This is a genomic window from Pseudomonas sp. PDM03 (genome assembly GCF_014852385.1).
In the GTDB taxonomy this organism is placed as follows: Bacteria; Pseudomonadota; Gammaproteobacteria; order Pseudomonadales; family Pseudomonadaceae; genus Aquipseudomonas; species Aquipseudomonas migulae.
The window spans coordinates 1-17,018 of sequence record NZ_JACVBM010000028.1; the positions used below are offsets into that span (position 1 = coordinate 1).

17 protein-coding genes are annotated in these 17,018 nt (G+C 56.9%); 14 read left to right on the forward strand and 3 right to left on the reverse strand.

Annotated elements, in window-relative coordinates; translation table 11 throughout:
• Nucleotides 1-167 precede the first annotated feature (167 nt).
• The 12 genes from IB254_RS26910 (at nucleotide 168) to cyoE (ending at nucleotide 11,931) form a co-directional block, all read left to right on the forward strand.
• Nucleotides 168-1,292 carry a polysaccharide deacetylase family protein gene (locus tag IB254_RS26910; protein WP_192420419.1) on the forward strand — a complete coding sequence of 375 codons (1,125 nt, stop codon included), beginning with the start codon at nucleotides 168-170 and terminating at the stop codon, nucleotides 1,290-1,292.
• Between the two features lie 336 nt (nucleotides 1,293-1,628).
• The gene (locus IB254_RS26915) at nucleotides 1,629-3,023 is read left to right on the forward strand and encodes a PhoH family protein (protein ID WP_192420420.1); all 1,395 of its coding nucleotides are present in this window, start codon (nucleotides 1,629-1,631) and stop codon (nucleotides 3,021-3,023) included.
• 228 nt (nucleotides 3,024-3,251) lie between these two features.
• Nucleotides 3,252-3,725 (forward strand): cyclic pyranopterin monophosphate synthase MoaC, encoded by a 474-nt coding sequence (moaC, locus tag IB254_RS26920; RefSeq protein WP_008025383.1) that lies wholly within the window; start codon nucleotides 3,252-3,254, stop codon nucleotides 3,723-3,725.
• On the forward strand, nucleotides 3,722-3,964 hold the full coding sequence (gene moaD, locus IB254_RS26925) for a molybdopterin converting factor subunit 1 (protein WP_008025385.1): 243 nt from the start codon (nucleotides 3,722-3,724) through the stop codon (nucleotides 3,962-3,964). Before moaC ends, moaD begins: the two co-directional genes overlap by 4 nt.
• Nucleotides 3,965-3,967: 3 nt before the next feature.
• Nucleotides 3,968-4,420, forward strand: a complete 453-nt coding sequence (moaE, locus tag IB254_RS26930) for a molybdopterin synthase catalytic subunit MoaE (protein WP_008044526.1) — start codon at nucleotides 3,968-3,970, stop codon at nucleotides 4,418-4,420.
• Between the two features lie 317 nt (nucleotides 4,421-4,737).
• Nucleotides 4,738-5,514: an ABC transporter substrate-binding protein gene (locus IB254_RS26935; RefSeq protein ID WP_192420421.1), complete on the forward strand. Its 777-nt coding sequence runs from the start codon at nucleotides 4,738-4,740 to the stop codon at nucleotides 5,512-5,514.
• Nucleotides 5,515-5,749: 235 nt separating this feature from the next.
• Entirely contained in the window at nucleotides 5,750-6,259 is a 510-nt protein-coding gene (locus IB254_RS26940; protein ID WP_032828589.1) for a disulfide bond formation protein B, read from the forward strand.
• A gap of 828 nt (nucleotides 6,260-7,087) precedes the next feature.
• Nucleotides 7,088-8,032 (forward strand): ubiquinol oxidase subunit II, encoded by a 945-nt coding sequence (gene cyoA / locus IB254_RS26945; protein WP_008025394.1) that lies wholly within the window; start codon nucleotides 7,088-7,090, stop codon nucleotides 8,030-8,032.
• Between the two features lie 3 nt (nucleotides 8,033-8,035).
• The gene (gene cyoB / locus IB254_RS26950) at nucleotides 8,036-10,066 is read left to right on the forward strand and encodes a cytochrome o ubiquinol oxidase subunit I (protein WP_008025397.1); all 2,031 of its coding nucleotides are present in this window, start codon (nucleotides 8,036-8,038) and stop codon (nucleotides 10,064-10,066) included.
• A gap of 3 nt (nucleotides 10,067-10,069) precedes the next feature.
• Nucleotides 10,070-10,696, forward strand: coding sequence for a cytochrome o ubiquinol oxidase subunit III (locus tag IB254_RS26955; RefSeq protein WP_008010573.1), 627 nt, complete (start codon nucleotides 10,070-10,072; stop codon nucleotides 10,694-10,696).
• On the forward strand, nucleotides 10,697-11,032 hold the full coding sequence (gene cyoD / locus IB254_RS26960) for a cytochrome o ubiquinol oxidase subunit IV (protein ID WP_008025399.1): 336 nt from the start codon (nucleotides 10,697-10,699) through the stop codon (nucleotides 11,030-11,032).
• A gap of 11 nt (nucleotides 11,033-11,043) precedes the next feature.
• Nucleotides 11,044-11,931, forward strand: a complete 888-nt coding sequence (cyoE, locus tag IB254_RS26965; RefSeq protein WP_008025400.1) for a heme o synthase — start codon at nucleotides 11,044-11,046, stop codon at nucleotides 11,929-11,931.
• Nucleotides 11,932-12,001: 70 nt separating this feature from the next.
• Here cyoE and IB254_RS26970 read toward each other — a convergent pair whose 3' ends face one another.
• Nucleotides 12,002-12,667, reverse strand: coding sequence for a hypothetical protein (locus IB254_RS26970; protein WP_192420422.1), 666 nt, complete (start codon nucleotides 12,665-12,667; stop codon nucleotides 12,002-12,004).
• 209 nt (nucleotides 12,668-12,876) lie between these two features.
• Here IB254_RS26970 and IB254_RS26975 point away from each other — a divergent pair, with 209 nt between their 5' ends.
• Nucleotides 12,877-13,059 carry a hypothetical protein gene (locus tag IB254_RS26975; protein ID WP_192420423.1) on the forward strand — a complete coding sequence of 61 codons (183 nt, stop codon included), beginning with the start codon at nucleotides 12,877-12,879 and terminating at the stop codon, nucleotides 13,057-13,059.
• Between the two features lie 103 nt (nucleotides 13,060-13,162).
• Nucleotides 13,163-14,674 (forward strand): Fic family protein, encoded by a 1,512-nt coding sequence (locus tag IB254_RS26980; RefSeq protein ID WP_192420425.1) that lies wholly within the window; start codon nucleotides 13,163-13,165, stop codon nucleotides 14,672-14,674.
• An 80-nt stretch (nucleotides 14,675-14,754) separates the two neighbouring features.
• Here IB254_RS26980 and IB254_RS26985 read toward each other — a convergent pair whose 3' ends face one another.
• Together IB254_RS26985 and IB254_RS26990 are read right to left on the reverse strand one after the other, a co-directional pair.
• Nucleotides 14,755-15,033, reverse strand: coding sequence for a DUF3077 domain-containing protein (locus tag IB254_RS26985; protein WP_192420428.1), 279 nt, complete (start codon nucleotides 15,031-15,033; stop codon nucleotides 14,755-14,757).
• A 525-nt stretch (nucleotides 15,034-15,558) separates the two neighbouring features.
• Nucleotides 15,559-16,977 (reverse strand): PLP-dependent aminotransferase family protein, encoded by a 1,419-nt coding sequence (locus IB254_RS26990; RefSeq protein ID WP_192420430.1) that lies wholly within the window; start codon nucleotides 16,975-16,977, stop codon nucleotides 15,559-15,561.
• Between the last annotated feature and the right edge of the window lie 41 nt (nucleotides 16,978-17,018).

Below are 17,018 nucleotides of genomic sequence, written 5' to 3' on the forward strand. Positions count from 1 at the left end.
GATCCGACTTGCCCGCGAAAGCGGTGTGTCAGTCGGCATCATCGGTAACTGATACACCGCCTTCGCGGGCAAGTCGGATCGCCGCACCGCTCGCTCCTACAGGAGATCGTGGCGCTAATGCCGGATCAGCTATAGTGCCGCGCGGGTTTTGTTCTGGAGACATCCCTTTGCGTATCGTTTTTCTTTTTTCGGCGTGGCTGTTGAGTTTCGGTGCCCTGGCGGCACCGGGCGATGTGGCGACGCTCGATCGCAGCACCTGGCCTGAACAGCTCAGCAACCCGACGCTGTTCGATGTCGCCTCGCGGGCAGAGATTCTGATGTTCGCGCGCGTGCTGCTGGCCAGCGAATCGCTGGATGACGCAAGCCTGGCCCAGCGCCTGGGCCTGCGCACGATCAATCCGGATTCGGTCAACCATCTGCGCCAGCGCATGTGGCAACGACTGCTGACCAACTACAACTTCGCTCAACAGAGCTGCGATCAGGACGCTTCCTGGTGTTATCTGGTGGAGGACATGGCCACCTTGCGCCAGCAAGCCGCCAAGTTTCAGGTCAGCGCCGACAGCTACTACATCAAGTGGTCCGAGCCGAGCCGACTGTTCCATGCGCAGTACCTCGACGAGCAATTGCGCAAGGCTGCGCTGTTTCCGCAAACCAGCAGCGAAATCGATCGTTTTGGCGACTACGAACGCAACGGCGAGCAGATGCATGACCGGCTGTTCCTGTTGACCTTCGACAGCGCCGCCAATGCCGCGCCGGACAACACGGCGTGGGTCACCGAGTACCTGCGCAAGGCCAACATGACGGGCACGTTTTTCGTCCTTGGCAAGGACATTCAGGCGCGTCTGAGCGATCGTTCCGTCGCCAGCCTGCAGGCCACTTACTCGGCGCAGTGCATCGGCGTGCAAGGCTGGGAGTTTCGCTCCCACAGCCATTGGCAGGACTGGCAGGACTCGGTGCGGCGCAGCGCCGAACTGGTCAAAAGCAAATTGCCGGAGAACTACGTGCCGCTGTTTCGTCCGCCCGATGGTCAGCGCCGTTCAGACGCACAAGGCTTCTTCAGATCCCAGGGCCTGCAAGTGGCGCTGTGGGACATCGATGCCCAGGACGGCGCCGGCAAACTCAAGGCCAGTCAGAGCGCGCAGCGCGTGCTGACCCTGATGCTGTTGTGGCGGCATGGGGTGATCAATTTCAATATTAAACAGGATGGCGTGAAAACGGCGATGCCCTGGCTTGTGACGCAAACGGCGCTCAGCGGGATCGGTTGGGAAGATTGTCAGGATGCGTTTCGCTGAAAGCGGGAAAGCCCGTAAATATTGGGGCTAAGGCGATTTTGGAGGGAAATTCAGTGCAGGCGGACTTCCGACTTTAACGGCACATTGCCTGCAGGCCAAGGGCTATTCGTCACTCTGAAAAATAAACTTCAAAAAAGCGTCAAAGTGCTTTTTTCTGTCACATGTTTTGGAGTATTACGAAGACAGACCGCCGAAACCTGCAACACAGGTGGCGTCTCCCAAGACCCAGCTATGGATGCAGTTCACTTGAGTCCCCGCAGGTGAATTCGGCAGTCACTTCGAGGCGCAGCACCGCCAAGGTATTGCGTCGAATGGCTCCCACAAAGGTGACCGAGTATGGATGATCACGGACGTAGTTCTTCCTCCAACCAGCCAATCCTTTATGTACTCGATACCAACGTATTGATTCACGATCCAAACGCCCTGCTGAACTTCGAAGAACACCACGTCGCGATTCCGATGACCGTGCTTGAAGAGCTGGACAAGCTCAAGAGCGGGCATCACAGCGTGGCTGCGGAATGCCGTCAGGCGATTCGCCTGATCGACAAGACCCTGGGCGAAGCCAGCCCTGAAGACGTTGAGCTGGGGGTGCCGATCCAGCGTGGCAAAAGTGGGCCGAAGGGTTTGCTGTCAATTCTGATGAGCAAACGTGCCGAACCGAACATCATTCTTCCCGAACACCTGAACGACAACATCATCATCAACCAGTTGATCGACCTGCACGCGCGCACGCCAAAGCTGCCCGTGGTGCTGGTCACCAAAGACATCAACATGCGCCTCAAGGCCCGTGCCTGTGGGATCGCGGCCGAGGACTACAGCACCGACCAACTGGTTGACGACGTTTCGCTGCTGCCCAACGGCTACCACAATATGGTCGGGTCCTTCTGGGACCTCGTCAGGAATGTCGAAACCCGCCAGGATCATGGCCGCACCTGGCACCAGGTGAAGATGATCGACAACCTGCCGGCCGTGCATATCAACGAGTTCATCATCGACGAACAGGGTTTCGTCGGCTGGATCAAGGAAATCGACGAAGACAAGTTGCTGATTCTCGACCTGCATCAGGAACCCCTGTTGCACCAGGAAGCCTGGGGCCTGAAACCGCGTGACATCTATCAGAGCCTGGCGCTGTACGCCTTGCTTGATCCGGATATCCATCTGGTCAACCTGTCGGGTGCGGCCGGTTCCGGCAAAACCATCCTGGCACTGGCGGCGGCAATCGAGCAGACCATGGTCAGCAAGCGCTATCGCCGGATCATCGCGACGCGCAGCGTACAGGGCCTGGACCAGGAGATCGGTTTCCTGCCCGGCACCGAAGCGGAAAAAATGGAGCCGTGGCTGGGCGCCATCACCGACAACCTCGAAGCCTTGCACATGGATGACGAAAACACCCATGGCAGCGTCGATTACATCCTCAGCAAAGTGCCGTTGCAGTTCAAATCCCTCAACTACATCCGGGGTCGCAGCTTCCAGCAGAGCCTGATTTTGATCGACGAATGCCAGAACCTCACGCCGCACCAGATGAAAACCATCATCACCCGTGCCGGCGCCGGTTCCAAAGTGGTGTGCCTGGGTAACCTGGCGCAGATCGACACCCCTTACCTGTCCGCGACCAGCTCCGGGCTGACCTACCTGACTGAACGTTTCAAGGATTTCCCCAACGGCGTGCACATCACCCTGCAAGGGGTGCCTCGTTCGATTCTGGCCGAATACGCCGAATCGCATTTGTAACCCTCACCAAAAAACCGGGCGGCCCAAAAGCCGCCCGGTTTTTCATGCCCCACACAAAACCCTGTAGGAGCCGGCTTGCTGGCGATAGGGCCTTGAGCCTTGCGTTGATCTTAAGGCTGCCATCGCCAGCAAGCCGGCTCCTACAGGGTTGTGAATGATCCAATAATCAAACGTGCGGAAGATTGACCCACAGGTTTACAATCGAGGCTCTTGATCAGGAGTAACCCTGTGCTGACTCATCTCGATTCCCAAGGTCGCGCCAACATGGTCGACGTCACTGAAAAAGACGTAACGTTCCGTGAAGCCACCGCTCAAGCGCGGGTGCGCATGCTGCCCGAAACCCTGCAAATGATCGTCAGCGGCGGTCACCCCAAGGGTGATGTGTTCGCCGTGGCGCGCATCGCCGGCATTCAGGCGGCGAAGAAAACCAGCGATCTGATTCCTCTGTGCCATCCGTTGCTGCTCACCGGCGTCAAGGTCGAACTGAGTGCCGAAGGTGACGACACCGTGCGCATCGTCGCGAGCTGCAAGTTGTCCGGGCAGACCGGTGTCGAAATGGAAGCGCTGACCGCAGCCAGTGTCGCGGCGCTGACGATTTATGACATGTGCAAGGCCGTGGATCGTGGCATGACCATCGAGAGCGTGCGTTTGCTGGAGAAACTCGGGGGCAAGAGCGGTCATTACCAGGCGGATCAGCCATGAACCTCACCGTGAAGTTTTTCGCTCGTTATAGAGAAGCACTGGGCGTCGACTCAGTGAAAGTCGAAGGTGATTTCGCCACCGTCGATGACGTTCGCGCACTGCTGGCCAAGCGTGACGGCGCCGATGTGTTGAGCGAGCAGAACCTGATGTGCGCCCGCAACGAAGACCTCTGCCAACTCGACGAGCCGGTAAGTGATGGCGATGAAGTGGCGTTCTTTCCGACCGTGACCGGGGGCTGAACCATGGCGATTCGCGTGCAGTCCACGGCGTTTGATCCGGGGGCGGAAGTCAACGCCATGCACGCCGCCAATGTCGGCGTCGGTGCGGTGGTGAGTTTTGTCGGTTACGTGCGCGACTTCAATGACGGGCTCGACGTGGCCGGGATGTTCCTGGAGCACTATCCGGGCATGACCGAAAAGGCCCTCGGCAAGATCGCCATCGAGGCCGAGCAACGCTGGCCGTTGCTCAAGCTGGAAGTGCTGCACCGCATCGGCGCCCTGGAGCCGGGTGAGCCTATCGTCTTCGTCGGCGCCGCCAGCGCCCACCGCCAGGCCGCGTTCGATGCCTGCGCCTTTGTCATGGACTACCTGAAAACCCGCGCACCGTTCTGGAAGAAAGAGAACACCCGTGAAGGCGCGCGTTGGGTGGAAGGGCGTGACAGTGATCATGCGGCGGCGGATCGCTGGAAGCAGTAAGTCCTGCGTTGTTCTCAAGTACGTCATCGCCGGCAAGCCGGTCTCACTCCCACAGGTTTATGTGTCGTACACAAAATTTGTGTTCAACCAGATCCACTGTGGGAGTGAGACCGGCTTGCCGGCGATGAGGCCATCAGCAGCACCAAAAATCCCAATGACTCACCGCCCGACCACCGGCCGGCACATCCGCGTTCCCTCCAATTGACGGTTCATACATAAAAGTCCAGTATGGAATTATAAGTACAAAAAAGGCGTACCCCTGTTTCTGCTCTTTCTTCTGTCTTGCCAAACCAACAACAACCCGCGAGAGAACGAACATGAAGAAATTCCCCCTCATCACCGGTCTGGCCCTGAGCCTGTTGGCGTGCAGCACTCTGTTTGCCGCCGAGAAAACCCTGCGCATCGGCATCGAGGCGGCTTACCCACCGTTCGCGTCGAAAACCGACAAAGGTGAAATCGTCGGTTTCGACTACGACATCGGCAATGCCCTCTGCGCGCAGATGCAGGTCAAGTGCGTCTGGGTCGAAGGTGAGTTCGACGGTCTGATTCCTTCCCTGAAAGTGAAGAAAATCGACATGGCGCTGTCGTCCATGACCATCAACGAAGACCGCAAGAAGTCGGTGGACTTCACCCACAAGTACTACTTCACCTCATCGCGACTGGTGATGAAGGAAGGCGCGGTGGTGGATGATCAGTACGCCAGCCTCAAAGGCAAGACCGTCGGCGTGCAACGTGCGACCACCACGGACCGTTATGCCACCGAGGTGTTTGAACCCAAGGGCATCAACGTCAAGCGTTACGGTAACAACGAAGAGATCTACATGGACCTGGCGGCCGGGCGCCTCGACGCCATTTTCGCCGACACCATCCCGCTGAATGACTTCCTGTCGATGCCACGTGGCAAGGGTTACGCCTTCGTCGGGCCAGAGCTCAAGGATCCGAAGTACGTGGGCGAGGGCGCCGGGATTGCAGTGCGCAAGGGCAACACCGAATTGGTCAGCCAACTGAACACGGCCATCGACGGTATTCGTGCCAGCGGCGAGTACCAGAAGATTTCCGAGAAGTACTTCAAGTCTGATATCTACGGCGACTGAGCAGGCGCATCGCCAGCAGGCTGGCTCCCACTTTGGAATGCATTCAACTGTGGGAGCCAGCCTGCTGGCGATGTGGTCGTGGGATCATGCAAATCTCTGGAAACTGATCGAATTTAATCCCTTCTTAACCACCTTATCGTTTATTCCCCGACATCTATTCCACACGCCCCGGGCTCTCCAAGGTCCGGGCCAGCGTGTAGACTTCCGGTCAATCGATATCTAGAAGGGAAACGCAATGAGCGAGGAAACGATGCGGTTGGGCCGTGAGCGGCGCTACCTGGTGTTGCTGGGCATCATCTGTCTGGCGCTGATTGGCGGCGCGCTGTACATGCAGATTGTGCTGGGCGAGGCGCCGTGCCCGCTGTGCATCCTGCAACGTTATGCCTTGTTGCTGATCGCGATCTTCGCGTTCATCGGCGCGGCAATGCGCACCCGCCGCAGCATCACGGTATTTGAAACCCTGGTGGTGATCTGCGCCCTGGCAGGCGTCGGCGTCGCCGGGCATCACGTCTATACCCAGTTCTATCCGGCGGTCAGCTGCGGCATCGATGTGTTGCAACCGATAGTCGATGGTCTGCCGCTGGCGAAGATCTTCCCGCTGGGGTTCCAGGTCGATGGTTTCTGCTCCACGCCGTACCCGCCGATCCTCGGTCTGTCGCTGGCACAGTGGGCGTTGATCGCCTTTGTCCTGGTGGTGGTGCTGGTGCCATTGCTCACTTCGCGCAACCGCAAGGCACTGCGCTGAGGTCATTCGCGGTATCGCTGCGCAACACATGAAAACGCCCCGGCCCTCGTTGAGAGAGCCGGGGCGTTTTGCCATTCAGGGCTCGGGTAAAAAGACCTTGATGCGCGACAAGAACGGGTGCGGCGCATGTGCGACATGTTGTCACAGCGCGAGTGTCGCAAGGCGTTTCAGCGTGTCGGATTGGTATGCGTAGACGCAATGAAAATGGTCTTCTGATTTCGCAGCAGGCTTTAGCGCTCTCAACCTGGAACAGGCAGTTTTAACAGGTCTTGGCAAATTGCCAGAGCCCTTGTCACATGGGGTCTTAGGCAGGGTAGAGGGCAGAGGCAGAGCCTTCGATACTGTCTGAACTGCGCGTGGTAGCCCTACTTATTTTGGTGTTTTTGTTGAGAATGAATTTCGATAAGATGCCGCACTTTTGCGAAAACCGTTAATGATTGTTGCTGGAATGGATAAAAATTATTTCGGGATGAGACATGGTTTATGAATCGTTACATATCTACAATCGCCCGCACTGAATTCCCGGCACTGCTCACCCTGCTTCAGGTGCTTGAGCAGCAATAGGACGTCGAGGGGCCGGATGGCTTCATGCGACTCCTCTGGTGTCGGTGCCTTCCAACTATCCGCACCAAATGGAATTGGTCTGTAACAAGGCCTTTGACCACGAATTCGAATAAGAACTCACCGCTTGCCCAGGAATTGTCGAGCAGCGTCTGACGCGCGACGGGCGGCCCTTATTCAATCCAAGAAAATGCCAACCCTTGGCAGGGTGAAGTGTTGGCGATCAAAACCCAACTGCATTGCGCAAGCTGCTTTAGAGGTCGTGAGATGAGTAAAAACAGGTACCCCAGACTACTAGGCTTATTGCCGCTGATCGGCACGTTGTTGCTGTCAGGCTGCAACATGACCTTGCTCGATCCCAAGGGCCAGGTTGGCCTGGACGAGCGAAACCTGATCATCACCGCAACGCTGCTGATGCTGTTGGTCGTGGTTCCGGTCATCGTCATGACCTTCCTGTTCGCCTGGAAATACCGCGCGTCCAACACCGACGCCGTGTACACGCCGAAATGGTCGCACTCCACCAAGATCGAAATCGCGGTGTGGGCTGTTCCAGTGCTGATCATCATTGCCCTGGGTTATGTCACCTACAAGTCGACCCACGCACTGGACCCTTACAAGCCGCTGGTCTCCGACGTCAAGCCAATCACCATTGAAGTGGTCGCGCTGGACTGGAAGTGGATGTTCATCTATCCGGAGCAAGGCATCGCCACCGTCAACAAGATCGTGTTCCCGGCGCACACGCCGATCAACTTCAAGGTGACTTCGGACTCCGTGATGAACTCGTTCTTCATCCCGGCGCTGGGCGGCCAGATCTACGCGATGGCCGGCATGCAGACCAAACTGCACCTGATCGCCAACCAGAACGCTGAAATGGACGGTATCTCCGCCAACTACAGCGGCGCGGGTTTCACCGGCATGAAGTTCAAAGCTATCGCCACTTCCCAGGAAGATTTCGACGCCTGGGTCAGCGAAGTCAAAAAGGCACCTAAACAGCTTGAAAAAGCTGAATACGAAGCCCTTTCCAAGCCAAGCCAGAACAACCCAGTCGAGCTCTACTCCTCGGTCACGCCGAACCTGTTCCAGATCATCGTCGACAAGTACGAAGGCATGAAACCAGGCAAGCCGATGCACCACGAGAAGAAAGAGCACGAAGTGGCCGCCATGGAAGGGATGGACATGAGTTCGCATTCAGCTGCCGGGGCAGAGGAGTAAACGATGTTTGGTAAATTAAGTTGGGAAGCGGTCCCGTTCCACGAGCCGATCGTGATGGTGACCATCGCCATGATCGCGCTCGGTGGTCTGGCGCTGTTCGCTGCAATCACCTACTTCAAGAAGTGGACTTACTTGTGGACCGAGTGGCTGACGTCGGTCGACCACAAGAAAATCGGCGTGATGTACATCATCGTCGCCATGGTCATGCTGCTGCGCGGCTTTGCCGACGCCATCATGATGCGTACCCAGCTGGCCATGGCCACCGAGGGTTCGCCTGGCTACCTGCCACCTGAACACTATGACCAGATCTTCACCGCTCACGGTGTGATCATGATCATCTTCATGGCGATGCCATTCTTCACCGGCCTGATGAACCTTGCAGTGCCGCTGCAGATCGGCGCGCGTGACGTTGCCTACCCGTTCCTGAACTCCCTGAGCTTCTGGTTGCTGGTATCCGGCGTAGTGCTGATCAACCTGTCCCTGGGCGTCGGCGAATTCGCCAAGACCGGCTGGGTTGCCTATCCACCGCTGTCGGGCCTGCAATACAGCCCTGGCGTGGGGATGGATTACTACATCTGGGCGCTACAGCTATCGGGTCTGGGTACGACGCTGACCGGGGTTAACTTCCTGGCGACCGTGCTGAAAATGCGTACCCCTGGCATGAAGCTGATGGACATGCCGATCTTCACCTGGACCTGCACCTGGGCCAACGTCCTGATCGTGGCTTCGTTCCCGATCCTGACCGCTACCCTGGCACTGCTGACGCTTGACCGTTACATGGATTTCCACATTTTCACCAATGAACTTGGTGGCAATCCGATGATGTACGTCAACCTGTTCTGGGCCTGGGGTCACCCCGAGGTTTACATCCTGATTCTGCCGGCGTTCGGGATCTTCTCCGAAGTCATCTCGACCTTCTCCGGCAAGCGTCTGTTCGGCCACCACTCGATGATCTACGCCTCGGGCGCGATCTCGATCCTGGGCTTCATGGTCTGGCTGCACCACTTCTTCACCATGGGTTCGGGTGCCAGCGTCAACGCCTTCTTCGGTCTGGCGACGATGCTGATTTCGATCCCGACGGGGGTGAAGCTATTCAACTGGCTGTTCACCATCTACCAGGGCCGTCTGCGTTTCACCAGCCAGGTTCTGTGGACCCTGGGCTTCATGGTGACCTTCGCCATCGGCGGCATGACCGGCGTACTGCTGGCCATTCCGGGTGCCGACTTCGTTCTGCACAACAGCCTGTTCGTGATCGCTCACTTCCACAACGTGATCATCGGCGGCGCGGTATTCGGTTACATCGCAGGCTTCGGCTTCTACTTCCCTAAAGCGTTCGGCTTCAAGCTGCACGAAGGTTGGGGCAAGGCAGCGTTCTGGTTCTGGATCACCGGCTTCTTCGTCGCGTTCATGCCGCTCTATGTACTGGGCTTCATGGGCATGACCCGTCGTCTGAACGCCACCACCAACCCTGAGTGGGTGCCGTACCTGTACGTCGCCATGTTCGGTGCGGTGATGATTGCCGTCGGCATCGCTTGCCAGCTGATTCAGCTGTACGTCAGCGTGCGTGATCGCAACAAGCCAGAAAACATGTGCGAACACGGCGACCCGTGGAATGCACACACGCTGGAATGGTCGACCTCGTCGCCACCACCGTTCTACAACTTCGCGGTCCTGCCAAAAGCGGAAACCATCGATCCGTTCACCGAAGCCAAGGAAAACGGTACTGCGTACAAGGCTCCGGCCAAGTACGAACCGATCCACATGCCAAACAACACCGCGACCGGTGTGGTCATGGGTGCTCTGTTGACCGTGTTCGGTTTCGCGATGATCTGGCACATCTGGTGGTTGGCTGCATTCGGCCTGATCGGCACCGTGGTGTACTTCGTGATCCACGCTGCACGTGATGATCAAGGCTATATGGTGCCGGTCGACGTGATCGAGCGCATCGAAGCCGAGCAGCACAAGCGTCTGGTAGCGGCCGGGAAAGTTCCAGCCACCGCCACCCGTGTTGAAACCTCGTTGGAACAGGCTTAAACCATGTCGAACTTAGTGACCAATGCTGGACACACCCATGTCGATGGACATGGGCACGATGACCATCACCACGACTCGGGCGAGATGACCGTATTCGGTTTCTGGCTCTACCTGATGACCGACTGCATCCTGTTTGCATCGATCTTCGCGGCGTACGCGGTACTGGTTAACAACGTAGCGGGTGGCCCGTCGGGCCACGACATCTTCGAACTGCCATACGTGCTGGGTGAAACCGCTCTGCTGCTGTTCAGTTCGATCACCTACGGCTTCGCCATGCTGGCGTTGTTCAAGGGCAAGAAGAACCAGGTCCTGGGCTGGCTGGCCATGACCTTCCTGTTCGGCGCCGGCTTCATCGGCATGGAGATCAACGAGTTCCACATGCTGATCTCCGAGGGCTTCGGTCCTAGCCGCAGCGGCTTCCTGTCCGGGTTCTTCACCCTGGTCGGCACCCACGGTCTGCACGTGACCAGCGGTCTGATCTGGATGGCGATCATGATGTACCAGGTGCAGAAAAACGGCCTGACGGCGACCAACAAGACCCGTCTGAGCTGCCTGAGCCTGTTCTGGCACTTCCTGGACGTGGTGTGGATCTGCGTATTCACCGTTGTTTATCTGATGGGGACTATGTAAATGGCTAACGCTCATTCCCACGATAGCCACGACGCCGGCCACGGCAGCGTCAAGTCCTACGCTATCGGTTTCATCCTGTCGGTCATCCTGACCGTCATTCCTTTCGGCCTGGTGATGTACCCATCGCTGCCGAAAGCCTTGACCCTGTGGATCGTACTGGCCTTCGCAGTAATCCAGGTGCTGGTGCACCTGGTGTACTTCCTCCACCTGGATCGTTCGGCCGCGCAGCGTAACAACGTGATTGCGTTTGTGTTCGCCGCGATCGTGATCGTCCTGCTGGTTGGCCTGTCGCTGTGGATCATGTTCAGCATCCACACCAACATGATGGCGCACTGAGGTAAATCCGGATGTCCTTGAAGCACTTTATCCAAATCACCAAACCGGGGATCATTTTCGGTAACGTGCTTTCAGTGGCAGGCGGATTTTTCCTGGCCTCGAAAGGGCATGTCGATCTGGCCATCTTCCTGGCCGCCATGATCGGCACGTCCCTGGTGGTGGCATCCGGTTGCGTGTTCAACAACTGCATCGACCGCGACATCGACATCAAGATGGAACGCACCAAGAACCGGGCGCTGGTGCAGGGCTTTGTCTCCCTGAAACTGGCCCTGGCCTTCGCGACCGTCCTGGGTGTTGCCGGCGTTGCGTTGCTGTACAAGGTGGCCAATCCGTTGGCTGCGCTGTTCGCCGTGATCGGTTTCGTCATCTACGTCGGCTTCTACAGCCTGTACCTCAAGCGCAAGTCGGTTCACGGCACGCTGGTGGGCAGTCTGTCGGGCGCGATGCCGCCGGTGATCGGCTATGTCGCGGTGAGCAACACCTTCGACATGGCTGCACTGACGCTGCTGGTGATGTTCAGCCTGTGGCAGATGCCGCATTCCTATGCCATCGCGATCTTCCGATTCAACGATTACCTGGCTGCATCGATTCCGGTGCTGCCAGTGAAGCGCGGGATTCAAGTGGCCAAGAAGCACATCCTGATCTACATCCTGGCCTTCCTCGTGGCGACCTTGATGCTGACCTTCAGCGGTTACGCCGGCATGAGCTACCTCGCCGTCGCCGCGGCCATGGGCATGTACTGGTTGTACATGGCCTGGACCGGCTACAAGGCAGTGGATGACACGGTCTGGGCACGCAAGCTGTTCGTGTTCTCGATCTTCACCATTACCGCGTTGAGCGTGATGATGTCCCTGGACTTCAAAGTGCCGACCGAGCTGTTGCTGACGTACGCGCCTTAAGCGTCGGATGCTGTAAAGAAAAACCCCGCCCTTTGAGAGAAGGTGCGGGGTTTTTTGTTGGGTGTTCAGTTCAGGATGATTTCGCTCTGCATGAAGACTTTTTCAGCGCGTCTCCCTCGGGCCACTCAGTTGGATTGCAGTGTCTGCCTGGTTTGTAGTGCTCTTGAATAAACCGGATAAAACGCTCTGCTTGGTCAGGAGGTGTGCGGCGTCCGTGCGCTGACTGGCCTTTAGGTAAATTTGGCCGGCAGTCAGCTGGAATGCTCAGTGCGCAAGATCCAAAGTAGTAAAACGTATCGGCTATCAAAACGTGCTGGCCGGAGATATCTCGATTTCGATCGAATTCACTTTGTCCACAAGAATCCCAGTGGTGGGGATTTTTGAGTTGCTCGAAGTGAGAGGGCTCAACGGCTCCAGGGACCAGAGGGCGATAGATGTTATCCCTGACTTTGCTGATTGGATCATTCAGTCGAGCATCCGGAATCTTGTTCTGGAAGCGAGGATCGATGAAGTAATCACGCAGGTGGCATTTCTCGCCAATCCGCATTAAGTACACCAGTCGCTCCTCGCCCAATCTGTCACCGTTTAAAGTCACGGAAGTGAAACCAGCGATCCATTGGCCTCTGTGCTTAGCCTTACGAATCTTCGGTTTGCAGGTTGCCAGCGTGAGCGTTTGGCCGAACGGGTTAGGCGCGAACCCCGTGTCATGGGTCATTTTGTAGCTGAACAGCTCCATCCAAGCCTCCTTGTTCTTCATCCCCAACTGCGAAGTTACTGGTCATTTAGGAAAGCGGAGTATGGCATTTGGGAAACGTCCTAACGCCGGGACCTGCATTGCTCGGGGTACGGTTCCTTTAGGCCCGTCACTGGCGAACGATCATCCATGGGACAAACGACTTCGGCGATGTATACGTCTTTGGCGGCATTAGCGGCGGGGGGAGGGAGATGAATAAACGTGAGCTTTTTGAAGAGTTGATGAAGGGGATTGAAGAGGTGACAGCTCATCGCGAGGAACAGTTTGAGGAAGGCAGCAATCAGGTGGGTGACCCTCCGATTGCTGATGAGAGCGAGCGCGAGTTAGTGGCGCCGCAGGCAAATTTGCGTAGGCTTTCCACCAACAATAGTTAAAACTGCTGCTTAATAAAAAATTGAGATACTCTCGAAAAATTAAGATTTTCTTGGCCCGCTAAAGAAAAAGTGCACGGGCAGACCAAAAATGAGGATTTGTGCGATGAGTTCAGCTGGATACGCTTGCTTGCAAGATACGCTGCGGCTTTCAGCTTTTCCTTTACGCCATCCTGCCAGAGTGCAGCCCGTTACACGGCTTGAGCGAATCGGTGAGACATTGGCAGTCCCACCCGGGATCGCACCTTCTCCAGACGATTTGCTTGGACATGTCCTCTTTGCTTTGAAACATGAAGGTATCAACCTCGCCATTCTGGCGCAGGCTTTACCCCAGATTCCGACAACATTGCTTGAAGCCGAGCTGCAAAAAGCTCCTAACGGGATCTACATCCGCAAAGCCTGTTATCTCTACGAGGCATTCACTGATAAGGAGCTGATACAGCTATCACCAGTGAAAGGCCGCTTCATCCCCTTGTTCGACCCGGAACAATACTTGACGATGCCGGGAGAACGTAATTCTCGCTGGCGCGTGGAGTTCAACGGGATTGGCACAATGGCTTATTGCGCCACCGTTGAGCGAACACCTCAAATCACGGACTTGCTCCAACACGATATCCTTGTGCGCGTGAAGCAATTCATACAGAACCTTCCATCAGGAATGATGGATCGAGCAATTAACTGGGCGTACCTGAACGAAACGAAGGACTCATTCGCCATCGAGAAGGAATCGCCAAGTGAGGATAAGTCCCGAAGATTTATCCAATTACTCAGGCAGGCACATGATCGCATTCCGCTGAGCGAGGACTACTTGGTAACCCTCCAGAATGCGACAATTTCCAATCCGTACGATATGGCTGCGGCGTTTCGCCATGAACAAAATCATCTCGCAAATGGGCTGCAAGGCGCTGCGGGAGTTACCTATGTTCCGCCTGCGCCGGATCTGTGCCGAGAGCTGATGGAACAGCTTATGGTATTGGGGAATGAAGCGACAAAGCACATTGACCCTCTGGTTGCCGCCGGGATTATTTCGTTTGGGTTTGTCTTTCTTCATCCGTTCATGGATGGGAATGGTCGCCTTTCCCGATTCCTCATTCACCAGACACTATGTCGTGCTGGCGCGCTGGAAAATGGCTTGTTGCTTCCAGTCTCGGTGGCAATGAAGCGTGAGGAACGTTTGTACCTGGAAACCCTGCAGGAGTTCTCTCGACCGGCGCGGGAATTTTGGGATGTTCGATGGATTGATCAAGGAAACCTGTCGTTCAACTTCACGGGACACCCTGCGATCTATCGCTTTTGGGATGCTACACCAGGAGTTCGATTTACGTTGGAGATGGCCAAACGTGCTCTCGAAGTCGAGCTTCGTGAGGAAACCATTTATCTCGAAAATTACGACAAAATCGTCAAAGCTGTTGATGAACGCTACGACGTCCGAGGCAGTGACCTGTCCAATCTCGTGATGATGTGCCTGGCCCAAAATGGCACGGTCTCAAAACATCGTCGCAAGCAGTACAAATATTCGGTTCAGGAGGAAGTGTTTGATTACATCGAGCAGGTTACACAGACACTGCTGAAGGCGCAGGAAGTGGAAGTCAATCGAGTCGAAGAGGTTGGCCAGTAACAAACACGGGCCTTGAATTACTTGGAAGGTACAAACATTTAAAAAGCCCCGCATTCAAAAGAATCGCGGGGCTTTTTTATTCAAACGCGGTTGTTGCACGGTGCTTCGAGCACCTTCACCACATCATCGATCACAGCCTTGCTCATCTCCTGCAAAAAATGCGACGCCCAGGCATGCCGGTCACTGTCGCGAACCATGGCGGCGTCGGAGGCAAGGAGTTTGGCAACGTGGAGCAGGTCGGAAGCGTGGGAGAGGGCGGCGATGACCGGGACACCGGCGCTGATGCGGAACAGAGGTTCGTTGGCGTGGAAGGAAAAATGGGTGAGGCCGATGGTTTTCAGGTCTTGGGGATTGGTCATTGGACACCTCCGATTTTTGGGCGATGGTGGGTGCTGACCGATAAAGCAGAGCTACAAACTTTGGACGGAACGATGGCGGGCATGCAAAAACTCCTGAATCAAAGTTAGAGCTGCCACGTTCGTTCTCAGGCGAATGGGTGGCAGCTATGCGCGGGCTGAGAAACCGGAGATACAGGAATCCGGCAGACCCGAAGGTCTCCCACGCACAGCCGCCATTACACGGAAATGCAGGCACAAAAAAACGCCGGCAATCGTGATTTGGGGCGCTTGTGCGCCTGTATCTTACTTGGGTTCTCAGGCCCGGTCGCTGAATTGGCAGCGACGGGGTGAAGTTAGCGTGTGGATATCAAATTGCACAATCGTGGCCTTGTGCTGGCCGGGATGCGTTTGGACACCGCAGTCCTTGTGGGAGCGGGCTTGCCCGCGAAGGCGGTGTATCAGGCAACATTGATGCTGGATGTGACGGCCTCTTCGCGGGCAAGTCGAATCGTCGCACCGCCGCTCCCACAGGGATAAGGGGGGCAGTTATTTACTTGGGGTCTCGAGCAACCGAAAGAACCGCTCCCGCACCTGAACGTTGTCACTGTGCGCCACGTTGAAACGCAGAAAGTGGCTGGCATCCGGCGCTTTGCTGAGCAGCGTGCCGGGCGCCAGCACCAGGTCGATGTCCAGGCCTTTCCTCGCCAGCGTTTCGGCATGATGCCCTTCGGGCAATCGTGTCCAGATAAACAACCCTTCATGGGGCAGCGATGACACCGAGCAACCGGCTTCCATCAGCCAACTGCTCACCCGACTGCTCGCCTCGTAAAGCCGATCCACCGTGCGCCGGGTGTGTTTGGCATAGCTGCCATCGCTGAGCATCGTGCAGATAATCTGCTCCGCCAGTTCCGACGTCATGCCACCGCAGGCCATTTTCAGGGTGACCATCCGTGCCGCCAGTTGCGGCGAAAGTACGGCATAGCTGACCCGACTGTTCGCCGTCAGGGTCTTGGAGAAACCGGAGACGTAACTGACATTGTCCAGCCCGCCCGCTGCCAGGCGCGGGGTCGTTCGTTGCTGCATGTCGCAATACAAATCGTCTTCGAGGATGTGAAAACCGTAACGGTGGCTCAACTCCAGCAAGCGATAGACCTGCGCCGGGGAGAACGAATGTCCGGTCGGATTGTGCAGGGTGTTATTGGTCATGTAGAGCACGGGCCGATGGACAATCAGCAATTGCTCGAAGGCGTCCAGGTCCATGCCGTCCGCGCCACGGGGGATGGTGATGACCCGGGCGCCATGCAGGGCCAGGTTGGTGTGCATGGTGAAGTAACACGGATCGTCAAGCAGCACCGTGTCGCCGGGTTTGACCAGCAGGCGCATCAGCATGTCGATGGCCTGCACGGTGTTGGCCGTGGTGATGATCTGGTCCACCGGCACTTCGATGCCCAAGGTCGCCAGTTTGACCCGCAACGCTTCGCGCAGCGGCAGGTAACCGGCGGCGACGCCGTATTCACCCATGCGCAGGGACGTTGCGCGCAGCGTGCCGCGCACGGCTTTGAGCAATTCGTCCGCCGGTAGCCACGAGGACGGCAGAAAACCCGCACCGGGGCGCAGCGAGCCGTTGTCCTGCAGCACCGCGCGGCGGACCACGCTCAGGGTGTCTTGAGGTTGCAGGTCCGGGCCGGCATCGGTCTTGAGCGTGGCGCTGGAGCGGTGCACGTAATGCCCCGACCCCTGGCGTGAAACCACCAGACCCTTGGCGCGCAAGCGGTCCAGCGCATCCACCACGGTGGACTTGCCCACGTTCATCAACTCGGAAAGTTCGCGAATCGGCGGCAGCCGCGAGCCGTGAGGCAGCCCGCCCTGGCTGATCGCTACCGACAATTGATCGACAATCTGCTGGACCAGCGGCACACCCGGCTGGAACTCGATGGCGGCGATCACTGCACGCTGAACCTGCATTTTACTGGTCTCTCCGGCAGTAAAGTTCGTTTGATTCTATA